The sequence below is a fragment of the Pseudomonas sp. TE3899 genome, assembly GCF_056279105.1.
On record NZ_JBWBQR010000001.1, the window covers coordinates 2,443,826 to 2,458,509 of the forward strand.

The window sequence follows — 14,684 nt, forward strand, 5'->3', positions numbered from 1 at the left end:
TCCCCAACAGGAACCCAAAAATGACCCTGCCCCAAACCATGACCCTCATCGAAATCACCCAACCCGGTGGCCCTGAGGTCCTGCAACCGAAAGACGTGCCGATGCCCACGGTCGCCGCCGGTGAAGTGCTGATCCGCGTCCACGCCGCCGGGGTCAATCGCCCCGACGTGATCCAGCGCGCCGGCAAGTACCCGATGAAACCCGGCATGAGCCCGATCCCCGGCCTGGAAGTGGCGGGTGAAGTGGTCGCCATCGGCAAAGGGGTCAGTGAGTTTGTGTTGGGCGACAAGGTCTGCGCCCTGACCAACGGCGGCGGCTATGCGCAGTATTGCGTGGCCCCGGCCAGCCAGACCCTGCCGATTCCCGATGACATGGACTGGATTCAAGCCGCCGCCATCCCGGAAACCTTCTTCACGGTCTGGGCCAACCTGTTTGAAATGGGCGGCGCCAGCAAAGGCCAACGCGCGTTGATCCACGGCGGCACCAGCGGCATCGGCACCACGGCGTTGATGCTCTGCCGCGAGTTCGGTGTCGAGGCATTCGCCACCGCCGGCAGCGAGGAAAAGTGCGACGTGATCCGTAAGCTGGGGGCCAAGGCGATCAACTACCGCGATCAGGATTTCGCCCAGGTCATCGCCGAAAAAACCGCCGGCAAAGGGGTGAATGTAATCCTCGACATCATGGGCGGCTCGTACTTCAACAGCAACGTGGCCGCCCTGGCCATGGAAGGTCGGCTGGTGATGCTCGGCTTCCTCGGCGGCGCCCATGCCGACGGTGTCGACCTGCTGGCGATCATGGCCAAGCGCGCGATCATCACCGGCTCCCTGCTGCGCTCACGCACCCAGGAAGAAAAAGCCGCCATCGCCCAGGGCCTGTATGAATACGTTTGGCCGGTGCTGTCGGCCGGGCGTTGCTTGCCGATGATCGACAAGGTCTACCCGTTCACCGACGCCTCGCAAGCCCATGCGCGGATGGAGGCCGGCGATCACATCGGCAAGATCGTTTTGAAAATGGATCAGTAACCCTCGCCCGCCGACTGCGCGCCACCGATGATCGCGATGCCGGAGCTGCTGCCCAGGCGGGTGGCGCCGGCCTCGATCATCGCCAGTGCAGTCGGGTAGTCGCGTACACCACCCGAAGCCTTGACGCCGATGTCCGCACCCACAGTGCGGCGCATCAGCGCGACATCTTCGACGGTGGCGCCGCTGCGGCTGAAACCGGTGGAGGTCTTGACGAACGCGACGTTCAGCTCGCGACAGATTTCGCAGGCCTTCACTTTCTCGGCGTCGGTGAGCAGGCAAGTTTCCAGGATCACTTTCAACGGCACACTGCCGCAGGCCTGTTTGACCTGGGCAATGTCGTCCTGCACCTCGGCGAACAAGCCGTCCTTCAGCCAGCCGATGTTCAACACCATGTCGATCTCGCCAGCGCCGGCGGCAATCGCCCGCTCGGCTTCGAAGGCCTTGGTGTCACTCAAACCGGCGCCCAGCGGGAAGCCGATCACCGCGCAGACCTTGACGTTGTGGCCTGTCAGGCTCTGCGCGGCAAGAGGCACTTGCCCGGAATTCACGCACACCGAATAGAAACCATGCTCTACGGCCTCTCGGCACAGGGTAGTGATTTGTTCGCGGCTGGCGTCCGGCGCCAGAAAGGTGTGATCGATGTACTGCGCCAGTGCCTGGGGTGGGAGATGGGCCATCGCAAAAAACTCCTGTTTGTATATTCAAATGCCCCTGCGCCACAATCGAGGATCATTTGCGCAAAAACGTTACAAAAATCACAATTAATGTTACTTAAATAACATCAACAATCAACCCCGGAATGCCTGTGGACAGTAAAAAAGCCGAGCGTCTCAAGCTGATTCAACAAGCCCTGCAAGACCAGAGCGCCATTCACCTGCGCGAAATGGCCGCGTTGCTGGACGTGTCGGAGATGACCCTGCGCCGCGACCTGACCAAGTACACCGACCACTTGCGCCTGCTCGGCGGCTACATCACCAAGATCCACGACGGCAACGAACCGGGCGATTACCGCGTGGCAGAACAGGACACCCGCCACGTCGAGGAAAAACGCCGCATCGGCAAACTCGCCGCACGCTTTATCCAGCCCGGCGACACGGTGTTTTTCGATTGCGGCACCACCACGCCATTCGTGGTGGACTTCATCCCTGATGAGCTCGAATTCACCGCCGTGTGCAACTCCCTGAACGTGCTGCTCAAACTCTCGCAAAAGCCCAACTGCCACATCGTGGTGTGCGGTGGCACGTTCCACCGCAAGAACCAGGTGTTCGAGAACCAGACCGAATTTGGCATCCTCGACAGCGTGCGCCTGACCTGGGCCTTCGTCTCCGCCGCCGGGGTCAGCCAGGACTTCGGCGTGACCTGCTTCAATTTCAATGAAGTGGAGGTCAAGCAGAAGGTCCTGCGCCAGGCGCAACAACGCTTGTTGCTGGCCGACCACAGCAAGTTCGACACCGTGCGCACCGCGCATTTCGCCGCCCTTGAGGATTTCCAGTACGTGGTCAGCGACAAGAAAATCCCCAAGGCTTACCGCGATGCCATCGAGGCCAGCGGCGCACAGTTGATTATCTGATCAAGGCTTGTTGCTCGGCCTGATTCAGATAACCGGTGGTGACCTTGAACGCCGCCGTCTCCCCCGCCGCCAAGGCGCGCACATGGCCCTTGGCGGATTCGGCGCGATAGCCTTCCGGTTCGCAAGTGGCGGGCAAGATAAACGCCGCCACTTGCTGATCGGCGTTGTGCAGGATCCAGCGTGCAGCGTGGTCGAACTGGTCGGGGCGATAACGGGTGTAGAACGCGGCGCCGTCCGGGTGGCTCAGCAGGAAATGTGCATCACCGTTGGCATCGGCCTTTACGCCGTCGAAGAAAAACACGATCTCCGGGTCGTAAAGCTCCGGCTGATCCAGGCAGCGGAACTGCTCCGGCTCCAGCGCCAACTGCTCCATGTAGCGGCTCCAGGCCGGCGTCGGTTTGACGTGGGCCGGCACGCTGCTGCGCAGGCGCACCTTGTCAAATCCCAACGGCTCGATAAACCGTGCGCCTTCGACGTAGGCGTAATTCATGTGGGCCATGTACATCAGGTCCATGGGTTTGCCGGCCAGGTTGGTCACGGTCATGGCGATATCGAACAGCCCCGAATCGGCACGCAAAGTGACCCTCGGGCTGGCGAGGTAGCGGTCGCCAAACCCCTGCGCATATTCGTATTCGCCGCCCAATCGCAGGAAGGGGCCGGCGCTGTCTTCACCGACTTCCAACCAGGCGCGATCCATTGCCGCACAGGGCATTTCGCCGTGCAGCGGATGGTCGTCCTCAGGCGTCGGACAACCGTTGCGCAGCAGGCCGCTGTGGAACATGAAACAGCCGTAGGTGCCAATTACCGTCGGGCTCGGTTTGGGCTGGCTGAACAGGTTGCTCATGGTCAGGTCGCAGCCGTCGAACACCGCATCCCAGATCATCTGGCCCTGATACGGCAGCACCACCAGTTTTCCACGGCTGTTGGTCAGTTCCAGCGCCAATACGCCGCTGGGATAAATGCTGGCGCTGACGGTGAAACGCTCTGATTTCAACAGTACCTTTGGCGCCTCGCCAAACAGCGCCGGATAGAGATTGATCCGCGTGCTCATGAGGTCACCGCCGCACCCACCGGTGCCCGTTCGCTGGCGGAATGACGCAGGCAGCGCACCGCGTAGGCGACGATCACGATGAAGCACAGCAACGGCACGCTGTAGGCCAGTTGCATGTTGCCGCCGCTGTAATCCGAGAGCAGGCCCTGGAAGATCGGAATCACCCCGCCACCGACAATGCTCATCACCAGCAGCGAACCGCCGACGCCGGTATCTTCACCGAGGCCATCGATGGTCAGGCCATAAATGGTCGGCCAGCACGGGCCGAGGAACACGCTCACGCCGACCGCTGCATACACCGCGGTGATGTTCGGCACCAGAATCGTGTAAGCCAGCAACACAATACACAGCACGCCATACACCGCCAGCACCTTGGCCGGGTGCAGTTTGCGCATCAGCACGTTGGCGATCAGTTTGCCGATGAAGTACGCGGCGAAGGTCGTCAGCAAAAACCACGAGGCGCTGCGCTCGTTCATCCCGCCCAATTGCATGGCCAGGCGAATGGTGAAGCTCCACACCCCGACTTGCGCGCCGACGTAGAGAAACTGCGCCAATACACCGAAGGTGAAACGCTTGTTGCCCCACAGCCGCGACAGGCTCTGGCCGAGGCTGGCGGTTTTCTTGCTGGCGGTCTGCACGCCTTTACACGCCGGAAACCGGGTGATGGCGATCAGGATGAACATCAGCACCAGCACCGCGATCATCCATTTGTACGGTAGCAAGGTGGACTGGATCATTTGCAGCTGCTGCACCGCCGCGTCCGAGGCGCTCATTTGCGTGAGCTGCTCGCGGGTGGCGTCGGTGTCCTTGAACATCACGAAACTGCCGACATACACCCCAGCCATGGCGCCGAACGGGTGGAAGGTCTGGGAAATGTTCAGGCGCCGGGTGCCGGTTTCCCGTGGGCCCATCAGCGTTGAATAGGTGTTGCACGCGGTTTCGAGGAACGACAGCCCCGCCGCGATCACGAACAGCGCCAGCAGGAACATGCCGTACTTGGCCGTCGATGCTGCCGGGAAGAACAACAGGCAACCCAACATGTACAGCATCAGGCCGATGAGGATGGTGGTCTTGTAGCTGAAACGCCGAACCACTAGCGCCGCCGGGATCGCCACGAAGAAGTAGCCCAGGTAGAACGCCGACTGCACGAACGCGGTCTGGAAATCGCTGAGCAGGAAAGCTTTCTTGAAATGCGCGATCAGCACGTCGTTCATGCTCGCGGCCGCCGCCCACAGCGCGAAGATGCTGCACAGCAGGATGAAGGCGAACCACGGCGTGCGGTTCAGGTAGAAACCATCGGGCGTCTGTTGGAGCGGAGGCTTTGTCATTGTTGTTCTCCGGGTGGGGTTTTAAAGGGTGCCGAATGGGCGCTGGAATGCTGCGAACGCGCTGGCGTCCGGGTAGGAAGTCTGGGTGCCGAGACCGGTGACCGAGCACGCGGAATAGGCCACGGCCTGGGTCATGGCGGCGCGGATATCGCGGTCGCGGCTCCAGTGCTGGATGAAGCAACCGATGAAGGCATCGCCGGCGCCAGTGGTATCGCGGGCGTTGACGCGCAGGCCGGGAATCTGGAACTCGCCCTCCTCGCCGACGTACAGCGCGCCTTGTTGGCCGAGGGTCACGATCACGTGGCGAATGCCGCTGGCGACCAGGGTCTTGGCGGCTTTAAGTGCGGACTCAGGCGAGTCGACGGTTTGGCCGCTGATCAGCGCCAGTTCGGACTCGTTGGGCACCAGGAAATCCAGTTGCGCCAGGTGTTCACGGCTCAGGCCCGCCAAGGCCGGTGCCGGGTTGAGCAGCACCGGGATGCTGTGTTCGCGACCGAATTCGATGGCGTGGTAGACGGTTTCCACATTGATTTCGAGTTGCAGCACGATCAGCGAACACTCGCGCAGGGCGGGCGCGGCGGCGTCGATATCCGCCGGGGCGAGATGGGCGTTGGCGCCTTTGACGATAAGGATGCTGTTGTGGGAATCGGCCTGAACGAAAATCGGCGCCACGCCGCTGGACACACCGGGCACACGCTGCACGTAACGGGTGTCGATGCCAAAGCGCTGGAAATTGGCCAGGGTGTTGTCGGCAAACATGTCGTCGCCGACCTTGGTCAGCATCAACACATCCGCCCCCAGCTTGGCCGCCGCCACCGCCTGATTGGCGCCCTTGCCACCGCAACCGAGGGCAAAACCCGGCGCTTCCAGCGTCTCGCCCTGGGCCGGCATGCGGTCGATGTAGGTGATCAGATCCACCATATTGCTGCCGATGACTGCGATCTTACTCATTGCTATCCCACCTTGATACGGCTTGCCTGACTGACGTCGGCGCTGTTGTTTTGTTATTTAAATAACATTTGGTGTGATTATTCAATCTTTTTTATTGAGCGAGTAGACAAGCTAAGACGAATGGCTTTGCGCCAATTCACTTGTAGGAGCGAGGCTTGCCCGCGAAGGCGGTGTGTCAGGCGACATCGATGCTGACTGTCCCGACGCCTTCGCGGGCAAGCCTCGCTCCTACAGGGGACTTGCGGCGAATGATCCTGCAACACACACGACCATCGAAATAATTCCCCTCCCCCACGCGCATCTGTTAAAACCCGTGCTTTCCCCTGATCGACTGGACTGCTGGATGCTTACTCCCCTCATGAGCCACTTGCGTCGGCGCTGGTTTTCATCGTTGTGCATGGCGCTGCTAATTGTCGGTTTGCCGGCGAGTTGCGGCGTGCTCAAGTACAAAGAGCGCGAGTTGCTGTTTCGGATCGAGCCGGGCACGGCCGGGTGGTATCGCGGCTTGCCGCAGGACGTTCAGGAATTCGACATCAAGCCTGCCAGCTTCAAGGGCAATCAAAACCTGCATGCCTGGTGGTGGCCGGCCGCGCGCCGTGATGCGCCGTCGATCCTCTATTTGCACGGTGTGCGCTGGAACCTCACCGGCCAGGCGTTTCGCATCGAGCAATTGCGGGCCATGGGCTATTCGGTGCTGGCCATCGACTACCGCGGGTTTGGCCAGAGCAAGGGCGATCTGCCGTCGGAAGCCAGCGTCTACGAAGACGCCCGGGTCGCCTGGGAACGCTTCAAGGCGATGCAACCGGACCCGAACAAACGCCTGATCTACGGTCACTCGTTAGGTGGTGCGGTGGCCATCGACCTCGCGGCAGACCTGGCCACGCAGGCGAAAAAGGATCACGTCGCGGTGCCGGTGCGCGGGCTGGTGATCGAATCCACCTTCACCACGCTGGGGGATGCCGTCGCGCAAGTGGCCGACGAAAACCTGCCAGTGAAATCCCTGCCGGTGCGCTGGCTGCTGTCGCAGAAATTCGATTCCATCGACAAGATCACCGACATCGACATGCCCTTGCTGGTGGTCCACGGTCTGGCCGATGCATTCATGCCGTCGCGCTTCAGCCAGCAGTTGTTCAACGCCGCCAACGAGCCGAAGCGCCTGTTGTTGATACCCGGCGGCACGCACAACAACAGCATGAGCCTGGGTGGCAGTCAGTATCGCCAGGCCATCGACAACCTGATGAAAGCCAAGCCGGCACAGGTCGCCGGGCCAACAGTTACTCAAGGTGCCCGCAAGGCCTAGCGATAACCCCGCGCCTGCAAATCGAACAGCTGCGCATAACGCCCGCCCGCCGCCACCAGGCTGTCGTGATCGCCACGCTCCAGGATCGCGCCCTGATCCAGCACGATGATGTGATCGGCGTTGCGCACACTGGAAAAACGGTGGGAGATCAGCAGCGTCATGCGGCCCTGGGTGTGCTCGCTGAAATGCGCAAACACCGCCGCTTCCGCCGCCGGGTCGAGGGCCGAGGTCGGCTCGTCGAGGATCAGGATGTCGGCATCACGACGCATGTAGGCACGGGACAAGGCAATCTTCTGCCACTGCCCGCCAGACAGCTCCTGGCCCCCGGCAAACCAGCGTCCCAGTTGCGTGGCATAACTGCGATCCAACCCTTCGATAAACGGCGCGGCCATGCCTTCGGCCGCCGCTTCTTTCCAGCGTTGTTCATCGTCGAAGGCCAGGGTGTCGCCAACGCCGATGTTCTCCCCCACGGAGAACTGATAGCGAATGTAGTCCTGGAAAATCACCCCGATACGCCGCCGCAACGCATCCTCTTCCCAGTCTTGCAGGTCGCTGCCGTCCAGCAGGATACGGCCCTGATCCGGGCGATACAGCCGGGTCAGCAGTTTGATCAGCGTGGTCTTGCCCGAACCATTCTCACCCACCAGTGCCACGCTTCGGCCCGGCACCAGGTGCAAGTCGATGCCCTCCAGCGCCGCACGACTGGCCTCTGGATAACGAAAACCCACGTTCTCGAAACGCAGCCCATCGCCGGGCACGGCGCCCACGGTCAAATGGCCGGTATCGCTGACCACCGGTTCGGCCAGGTATTCGTAGAGGGCCGACAGGTAAAGGCCATCCTCGTACAGACCACTGATCGCACTGAGGCTACTGCTGACGGCGGTTTGCCCCTGTTTGAACAGCACCAGGTACATGGTCATCTGCCCGAGAGTGATCTGGCCATGCACGGTGTCGACCACGACCCAGGCATACGCCAGGTAAAACGCCCCGGTGCCCAGCAGCCCAAGGACAAAACCCCAGCCATCGCGGCGCAAGGTCAGGCGTCTGTCTTCGGCGTAAAGCCGCTTGAACGTGTCGCGATAACGCTTCAACAGCAAGGGCGCAAAGCCGAACAGCTTGACCTCTTTGATGTAACTCTCATGGGACAGCAGCGTTTCGATGTAGCTCTGTTGCCGACTCTCCGGCGCGCGCCGGGTGAACAGCCGAAACGCATCCCCGGAAAAATGCGCCTCGGCAAAAAACACCGGCAACGCACCGACCACCAGCAACACCAGCGCCCACGGCGAAAAATGCACCAGCAGCACGCCGAAACTGATCAGCACAATCAGGTTCTGGATCAGCCCCAACGACTTCATCACCAACGCCAGCGGCCGGGTCGAAGCTTCGCGCCGCACCCGCACCAACTTGTCGTAGAACTCGGAGTTCTCGAACTGCACCAGCGATAACGTCTGGGCCTTCTCCAGAATCAACGTGTTGACCTTCTGCCCCAACTGCACCCGCAACAGCGACTGCTGCACCGACAACGCCCGTTGCGTCCCGGACAACAACGCCAGCACACCCGCCTCAAACAACACATAACGCACCACCGGCCACAACGGCGCACTGCCCTGCTGCGCGTGTAACTGCATGGCGAACACCACCGCGTCGACGATGCGTTGGCCGAGCCAGGCGGCCAGTGCGGGGAGCACGCCAGCGATCAGGGTAGCCAGGACCAGGCCGAGGAATAATCCGCGGGAGGTGCCCCAGACCAATTGCAAGGCGCGTTTTGCCTGGTCGAGCAGAGCGGCGAAACGGGTGAGGGTTGGCATGGGGGAGAGGCTCGGCAGGGACGGACGGCGATGCGCCATGGTACTTCAGCTCGGAGATGGGGAAAGAGCGAAAGAACTGTAACGTTTGTTCGCTTGACGCATACACGCAGCCGGATGAGGATCGGTCGCCAATCACACCGCTATGCAAGGAGGCCGGGATTGATACCTGAGTGGAATCCAGAGGGACTTATTCCCCCAATCAATGAGCATAATCCTGCCGGGATGGACAGATCTCCCTACGAGGTTGATCTATTGGCGTTCGTAGACCGCTTCGCGAGCAATCTGGACCGATGTGCTATTTTGGAAGGCTATCTCTTACACCGTTCTGAGCTGCACAGAATGGGCATGGCTGAAGGCTTCCAATGGCTGGATGGAAGTTTCACGGAGAACATCGAGCTGTCTGATCAACGTGCCCCCAGAGACATCGATGTCGTTACGTTCACTTTTGAGGGGGACGAGTTCTACGATGGCCTGCAGCCGGATCAACTAAGATTATTGGGAGCAACACGGGAGGATCAGTCCTTCATAAAAAGTCAGTTCAAGGTTGATTTTTATGTTCAATCCCTCACTGATGCGCCAGAGCGCTTGGTAGAAATGGCATCGTACTGGTACAGCATGTGGTCCCACCGAAGATCAAAGCAATGGAAGGGATTTCTACGGGTCGACCTGGCTCCTCGGCAGGATCAAGAAGCACTCGCCATGTTGAAGGCTCGCAAACAGGAGCTCGCTCATGAATAGGAATGAATACCTGCATAAATCGGCAGAACTTCTTTTCCTCGAGAAGCAGCTGGAAAAGCCTGGACTGAGCAAGCTTTCTGCCATGTCCATGCGCTCTCGGATAGATGAAGCAAAATCGTATCTGGAGGCGAATAGCCAAGACACCTATCAACCAGCAAAAGTCATCCTTACCTATCGTGGAGCGCCTGTTTGGGGGACGCATGGCGTTTTAGCCGAGTTTGGTGCTGCGGCGACTCAGGCATTCAGCGAGGCTATTGCCACCATTGCCGCTTCGATCTCCGGCACGCTTGCCGACAAAGGCCCCATTCCAAACCGATCGAATAATCAATTACTTATAACGGGAACCGCTTTGGGTTCATTTGGGTTCGAGCTGGAGGAAGTACCCGCGCAAGCGCAGCTTGAGATTGAGGGCACGACATCAGTGTCACTCGCTATTGATCTGATGGCTGAATTGTTGGAGGCCACAACCAAAAGTGATGAAGAACTCTCCGAGCCTGTTTCACGGCTTGCCGATAGAGCGATATCCAGCGTTTCGGACTTTTTGGGAAAGCTTTCCAGCTACGACGCTTCTTGCTCGCTGACCACCCGCACCAAACAGTTTCAATTCACTGATAGCGAGCAGGTTCGACGCAGCAAGGCTCGGCTGAACCTGGATAACATTCAGGAAACGGTAGAGACGTTCACGGGTGAGTTTATTGGAGCGCTTCCAGACAAGCGGTCATTTGAATTTAAGACTGCCGATGGACTGGTCATTTACGGAGGGATTGCGAGAGATCTCCCAAACCCCAATGCTGTGAATCTACATCTCTATAAAACTTACGATGTGACATTGAGTGCCAAGCGAATTGGCTCAAGTAAACCTCGCTATATTCTGCAGCAGTTTCCGTGGACTGACTGATTCAGAGGTTCGACCAAGGAGTACAGACAGCCCTCTCTGCTATTAGAGGGGATGGGCTGTTTCCAGAAATTGCAGAAAAATCCTCAATCGAGGCAAATATAAGATTCACGCCGAATCAGACCCATTCCCCTCCTGCGTCCTTTCCTGAAACCGCGCCCGATACCGCCCCGGACTCTCCCCCGTCCACTTCTTGAACGCCCGGTGAAACGCACTCGCCTCCTGAAAACCCAGCTGCTCGGCAATATCCCCAATGCTCGCCCTGCTTTCACGCAACCGCTCAAACGCCACGCCGCGCCGTACTTCGTCCTTGATCTCCTGATACGAACAGCCCTCGCGCTCCAGTTTGCGGCGGAAGGTGCTGGGGCTCAGGTGTTGTTCCAAAGCGAAGGCTTGCAGGGTCGGCCATTGGCTGTAATGGCTGTTGCGCAGGCGCTGATGAACTTGGGACGCGAGGCCGTGCTGGTTGCGGAAGCGGATCACCAGCCACTGCGGCGCGGTGCGTAGAAACACTTTCAAGGAGGCCAGGTCTTGAACCACAGGCAGACGCAGGTAGTGGCTGGCGAATTCGATTTCGGTGCGTTCGGCACCGAAGGTCAGGTTGGGGCCCCAGAGCAAACGGTCGTCACTGAGGGAGACGCGGGCATGGCGAAAGTCGGCGCGGTCGATGGGGATGCGCCGTCCGCCGAGCCAGCACAGCAGGCTGATCATCAAGACCAGGAAGGTTTCTTCGCCCAGGCGGCTGACATCGCTGTCGGTCGAGCCGGTTTGCAGGCTGATCACCGCACGTTTGCCGCGCACGGTCAGCGTGCCGCGAAAGTCGCTGAGGAACAGGGCGAAGTTGGCCAGGCATTGGCGCAGGGCTTTGTGCAGGTCGGGTTCCTGAATCAACGCTCGGCAGATCAGGGCGAAACTGCCCGGCGGCATGCCGTGGCGGTCGAGGCCGAAGAATTCGTCGTCGAGTTCGCGAATCTGGATCAGCCACAACGCGGCAAAGGCGCTGGCCGGCACCCGGGCGCTGGGCTGGTCGAGCAGCGCCGGGGCGATATTGGCCTGTTGCAACACCGCCGTCAGGCGCTGGGGGTTGTCCGCCAGCCGATGGATCATCGCCCGCACGAAGTAGGCCGCCACTGAATCCGTTTCCCGCATGTGAACGCTTTGCTCCCCATTGCCTGACTGGCAAAAAACACCAGTGCCGTTGAACAGTTGTGGCATAGGACAAGCGCCCTGCCCGCTCTAGACTCGCGGCCATAGTACGCCTTCGGCCGTTGTGGCGGCCAAGGTATCGACGGGTTTGATCGCAAGGACTTCCAGCATGAATCTGCAACACATCGGCGTGATTGGCGCGGGCACCATGGGCAACGGGATTGCGCAGGTCTGCGCGGTGGCGGGCTTCAGCGTGACCCTGATCGATATCAGCGAGAGCGCCCTGCAAAAGGCAGTGGCGACCGTCGGCAAGAACCTTGATCGACAGATCGCCAAGGCGACGTTGAGCGAAGAACAGAAACGCGCCGCCCTCGACAAGATCCGCACCAGCACCGATTACGCCAGCCTGAAGGACGTGCAACTGGTGATCGAAGCCGCCACTGAAAACCTCGACCTGAAACTGCGCGTCCTGCAACAGATTGCCGCGCAGGTCAGCGCCGAGTGCGTGATCGCGTCCAACACGTCCTCGTTATCGATTACCCAACTCGCCGCCAGCGTCAGCCAGCCCGAACGCTTCATCGGCCTGCACTTCTTCAACCCAGTGCCGGTGATGGGGTTGATCGAAGTGATTCGCGGCCTGCAAACCAGCGACGCGACCCACGCCCTGGCGCTGGACATGGCCACGACGCTGGGCAAGACCGCGATCACCGCCGGCAACCGTCCGGGCTTCGTGGTGAACCGGATCCTGGTGCCAATGATCAACGAAGCGATCCTGGTGTTTCAGGAAGGCCTGGCCAGCGTCGACGACATCGATGCCGGCATGCGCCTGGGTTGCAACCAGCCAATCGGCCCGTTGGCCCTGGCGGATTTGATTGGCCTGGACACGGTGCTGGCGATTCTCGAAGCGTTCTACGACGGCTTCAATGACAGCAAATACCGCCCGGCGCCGCTGCTCAAGGAGATGGTCGCCGCCGGTTACCTGGGACGCAAAACGGGGCGCGGCTTCCATGCCTATGCCTGAGCGTTGTGAACGCTTTGCCGAATACCGGGACAAGGTGCTGGAGCTGTTCGCCAGCAAGGGTTTCGGCCAGGTCGGCATGCGTGAACTCGCCACCTGCCTGGGGCTCGCCCCGGGCTCGCTGTATCACCATTACCCGAGCAAGCAGCACTTGCTGGCGGACTTGATCGAAGAGTTCTACGAAGAGTTGTTGGCCACGCTTGGGCGCCTGGATAAAAAAGCCAAACGCGGCATGCTGCCCAACCTGATTCAGGCGCACCTGAATCTGCATCGGGAAATGCCCTGGCACTTCCGGCTGGCGGAGCGGGACAGCGGTTGTCTGAATGAAGATCAGCAGCAACGGGTTCGGCAACTGCGCGAGCAATATGAACGTCGGTTGTTGCAGATGCTGGGCCCCAAGTTGCGGCTCAGCGAACAGGGCCAATTGGCGGCCGGGCACGCGATTGCGAATTTGCTCAACAGCGCGCCCGGTTGGCTGACGCAGCATGCGCTGGGTGACGCGGAGCGAGATGAGCTGCTGGAAAACCTGGTGAGTGGCGCTGTCGAGCGTTTGCTGCGGCCTTCGGTGCCACGCGCAGTGGCTTGAGGCGATACAAAGTGCCAGTACCCACGGCATACTGGCGCCCCCTCAAAACACAAAAAGGATTTCGTGTGTTCTCGCGCCGCAATACCCTCGTCTCAGGACTCTTTCACGCTGTTTGCTGGCTCGTTGTACTCGTTTTGATTCTGCATGTGGCTTTCTTCAACTGGCAGTTGATGAAGCCTCTCAATGTCGGCGGCACCTTCATGGGCGGAGGCATGGCCACCGAGCTGTATTTAATGGGCTGGGGCGTGGCCACGCTGGGACTGATCGTCGCGATTTTGTTACGCCTGCCCGGCGCGATCTACGGCTGGATCGGCTCCGGCCTGGTGATGATAGGCATCGGCGCCTGGTGGCAACTGAACTACCCGGACAACGACACAGGTAATGCGATCTACAGCATCAGCGAACATGAGATTGGCTCCTTTATGATCATCGGCGTGATTGTGCTCAGCACCGGTTTCTACGCGCGTGAAAAACTCAAAAACCGCGTACCGGATCCAGAGCAAATGCCAGTGCAATTCATCGCCGCTGTCCTGCTGGGCGCCTTTTTTATCGGCGTGCCTCTCGCCAAGTACACAGAGAAGCCGCTCCCCTATTGCGCGTTCAACAAGGCCGGCCAGCAATTGTCCATCTGCATTGGCAAAGAACGCGTCATCGTCGATTGATCGAGCAATAAGCGGCGCCCGATCTATAGAAAAAACGTCTGAACAAACCCGGCAGAACCCGGCCTCTAACGCTTTGCTGTTTGAGGTCGAACCCTATTGAAGCTGGAGGCCGTCCTGGCCTCCAGCGCCACTCGGTTACCGGGAGCACACAATGAAAATCAATCCCTACCTGATCTTCAACGGCGACTGCAAAGCCGCCTTCACTTTCTACGCCAAAGCCCTGCCCGGCACCCTCGACGCCATGATGACTTTCGGCGAAACCCCGGCGAAGGAACACGTCCAGGCGGACTACCACAACCTGATCATTCATACCCGCCTGTCAGTGGGTGACCAGGCGATCATGGGCTCCGACACCACCCCCGACCGCCCCACTGACGACATGGCCGGTTTCTCGATCTCGCTGAACGTCGACAGCATCGCCGAAGCCGAGCGCGTCTTCGCCGCACTGGCGGAAGATGGCACGGTGCAAATGCCGCTGGAGGCGACCTTCTGGGCGGCCCGCTTCGGGATGCTGGTGGACCGGTTTGGCGTGGCGTGGATGGTCAATTGCGAGAAGGATCAGTAAATCGCTTATAGAAAAGCCCAACCTGAAAAGGTTGGGCTCGTTGA

15 protein-coding genes are annotated in these 14,684 nt (G+C 60.1%); 9 read left to right on the top strand and 6 right to left on the bottom strand.

Annotation, left to right across the window (positions count from 1 at the left end; all coding sequences use genetic code 11):
- Positions 1 to 20: 20 nt before the first annotated feature.
- Positions 21 to 1,022, top strand: coding sequence for an NAD(P)H-quinone oxidoreductase (locus ACZ89E_RS10965; protein WP_149658741.1), 1,002 nt, complete (start codon positions 21 to 23; stop codon positions 1,020 to 1,022).
- Here ACZ89E_RS10965 and deoC read toward each other — a convergent pair.
- Positions 1,016 to 1,699 (bottom strand): deoxyribose-phosphate aldolase, encoded by a 684-nt coding sequence (gene deoC / locus ACZ89E_RS10970; protein ID WP_476255638.1) that lies wholly within the window; start codon positions 1,697 to 1,699, stop codon positions 1,016 to 1,018. The genes ACZ89E_RS10965 and deoC overlap by 7 nt on opposite strands.
- A gap of 128 nt (positions 1,700 to 1,827) precedes the next feature.
- On the opposite strand from deoC, the gene deoR reads away from it, so the two are divergent.
- Entirely contained in the window at positions 1,828 to 2,592 is a 765-nt protein-coding gene (gene deoR / locus ACZ89E_RS10975; RefSeq protein ID WP_149658743.1) for a DNA-binding transcriptional repressor DeoR, read from the top strand.
- Here deoR and ACZ89E_RS10980 read toward each other — a convergent pair.
- Genes ACZ89E_RS10980 through rbsK form a run of 3 tightly spaced genes read right to left on the bottom strand, consistent with a single transcriptional unit; the run spans position 2,585 to position 5,922 of the window.
- The gene (locus tag ACZ89E_RS10980; protein WP_476255639.1) at positions 2,585 to 3,643 is read right to left on the bottom strand and encodes an aldose 1-epimerase family protein; all 1,059 of its coding nucleotides are present in this window, start codon (positions 3,641 to 3,643) and stop codon (positions 2,585 to 2,587) included. The two genes, deoR and ACZ89E_RS10980, sit on opposite strands and share 8 nt — an antisense overlap.
- Positions 3,640 to 4,971 (bottom strand): L-fucose:H+ symporter permease, encoded by a 1,332-nt coding sequence (gene fucP / locus ACZ89E_RS10985; RefSeq protein WP_133837028.1) that lies wholly within the window; start codon positions 4,969 to 4,971, stop codon positions 3,640 to 3,642. Before fucP ends, ACZ89E_RS10980 begins: the two co-directional genes overlap by 4 nt.
- 21 nt (positions 4,972 to 4,992) lie before the next feature.
- Entirely contained in the window at positions 4,993 to 5,922 is a 930-nt protein-coding gene (gene rbsK, locus ACZ89E_RS10990; RefSeq protein WP_149658746.1) for a ribokinase, read from the bottom strand.
- Between the two features lie 343 nt (positions 5,923 to 6,265).
- Between rbsK and ACZ89E_RS10995 the strand changes: the two genes are divergently transcribed.
- Positions 6,266 to 7,222, top strand: a complete 957-nt coding sequence (locus tag ACZ89E_RS10995; RefSeq protein WP_149658747.1) for an alpha/beta hydrolase — start codon at positions 6,266 to 6,268, stop codon at positions 7,220 to 7,222.
- Here ACZ89E_RS10995 and ACZ89E_RS11000 read toward each other — a convergent pair.
- On the bottom strand, positions 7,219 to 9,030 hold the full coding sequence (locus ACZ89E_RS11000) for an ABC transporter ATP-binding protein (RefSeq protein WP_476255640.1): 1,812 nt from the start codon (positions 9,028 to 9,030) through the stop codon (positions 7,219 to 7,221). The two genes, ACZ89E_RS10995 and ACZ89E_RS11000, sit on opposite strands and share 4 nt — an antisense overlap.
- Before the next feature lie 159 nt (positions 9,031 to 9,189).
- Here ACZ89E_RS11000 and ACZ89E_RS11005 point away from each other — a divergent pair, with 159 nt between their 5' ends.
- Positions 9,190 to 9,768, top strand: coding sequence for a DUF6932 family protein (locus tag ACZ89E_RS11005; RefSeq protein ID WP_463260142.1), 579 nt, complete (start codon positions 9,190 to 9,192; stop codon positions 9,766 to 9,768).
- Entirely contained in the window at positions 9,761 to 10,666 is a 906-nt protein-coding gene (locus ACZ89E_RS11010; RefSeq protein ID WP_476255641.1) for a hypothetical protein, read from the top strand. The genes ACZ89E_RS11005 and ACZ89E_RS11010 overlap by 8 nt, the downstream gene beginning before the upstream one ends.
- A gap of 105 nt (positions 10,667 to 10,771) precedes the next feature.
- On the opposite strand, the gene ACZ89E_RS11015 is transcribed toward ACZ89E_RS11010, so the two are convergent.
- The gene (locus ACZ89E_RS11015) at positions 10,772 to 11,812 is read right to left on the bottom strand and encodes an AraC family transcriptional regulator (protein WP_476255642.1); all 1,041 of its coding nucleotides are present in this window, start codon (positions 11,810 to 11,812) and stop codon (positions 10,772 to 10,774) included.
- 166 nt (positions 11,813 to 11,978) lie between these two features.
- Here ACZ89E_RS11015 and ACZ89E_RS11020 point away from each other — a divergent pair, with 166 nt between their 5' ends.
- The 4 genes from ACZ89E_RS11020 to ACZ89E_RS11035 all read left to right on the top strand — a co-directional run bounded on the left by ACZ89E_RS11020 (position 11,979) and on the right by ACZ89E_RS11035 (position 14,640).
- On the top strand, positions 11,979 to 12,830 hold the full coding sequence (locus ACZ89E_RS11020; RefSeq protein WP_149658750.1) for a 3-hydroxybutyryl-CoA dehydrogenase: 852 nt from the start codon (positions 11,979 to 11,981) through the stop codon (positions 12,828 to 12,830).
- Complete coding sequence (locus ACZ89E_RS11025; RefSeq protein ID WP_463260138.1) at positions 12,817 to 13,413, top strand: TetR/AcrR family transcriptional regulator; 597 nt, start codon at positions 12,817 to 12,819, stop codon at positions 13,411 to 13,413. Before ACZ89E_RS11020 ends, ACZ89E_RS11025 begins: the two co-directional genes overlap by 14 nt.
- Positions 13,414 to 13,478: 65 nt before the next feature.
- Positions 13,479 to 14,075, top strand: coding sequence for a hypothetical protein (locus ACZ89E_RS11030; protein WP_476255643.1), 597 nt, complete (start codon positions 13,479 to 13,481; stop codon positions 14,073 to 14,075).
- A 151-nt stretch (positions 14,076 to 14,226) separates the two neighbouring features.
- A complete protein-coding gene (locus tag ACZ89E_RS11035; protein ID WP_463260136.1) occupies positions 14,227 to 14,640 on the top strand; it encodes a VOC family protein in 414 nt (137 codons plus the stop codon).
- Positions 14,641 to 14,684: the final 44 nt, after the last annotated feature.

Coding starts and splice junctions, on each gene's coding strand:
- ACZ89E_RS10980 (WP_476255639.1), bottom strand. CDS start 3,643: ATGAGCACGCGGATCAATCTCTATCCGGCGCTGTTTGGCGAGGCGCCA.
- ACZ89E_RS11035 (WP_463260136.1), top strand. CDS start 14,227: ATGAAAATCAATCCCTACCTGATCTTCAACGGCGACTGCAAAGCCGCC.
- ACZ89E_RS11025 (WP_463260138.1), top strand. CDS start 12,817: ATGCCTATGCCTGAGCGTTGTGAACGCTTTGCCGAATACCGGGACAAG.
- ACZ89E_RS11015 (WP_476255642.1), bottom strand. CDS start 11,812: ATGCGGGAAACGGATTCAGTGGCGGCCTACTTCGTGCGGGCGATGATC.
- ACZ89E_RS10965 (WP_149658741.1), top strand. CDS start 21: ATGACCCTGCCCCAAACCATGACCCTCATCGAAATCACCCAACCCGGT.
- fucP (WP_133837028.1), bottom strand. CDS start 4,971: ATGACAAAGCCTCCGCTCCAACAGACGCCCGATGGTTTCTACCTGAAC.
- ACZ89E_RS11010 (WP_476255641.1), top strand. CDS start 9,761: ATGAATAGGAATGAATACCTGCATAAATCGGCAGAACTTCTTTTCCTC.
- ACZ89E_RS11000 (WP_476255640.1), bottom strand. CDS start 9,030: ATGCCAACCCTCACCCGTTTCGCCGCTCTGCTCGACCAGGCAAAACGC.
- ACZ89E_RS10995 (WP_149658747.1), top strand. CDS start 6,266: ATGCTTACTCCCCTCATGAGCCACTTGCGTCGGCGCTGGTTTTCATCG.
- ACZ89E_RS11020 (WP_149658750.1), top strand. CDS start 11,979: ATGAATCTGCAACACATCGGCGTGATTGGCGCGGGCACCATGGGCAAC.
- rbsK (WP_149658746.1), bottom strand. CDS start 5,922: ATGAGTAAGATCGCAGTCATCGGCAGCAATATGGTGGATCTGATCACC.
- deoC (WP_476255638.1), bottom strand. CDS start 1,699: ATGGCCCATCTCCCACCCCAGGCACTGGCGCAGTACATCGATCACACC.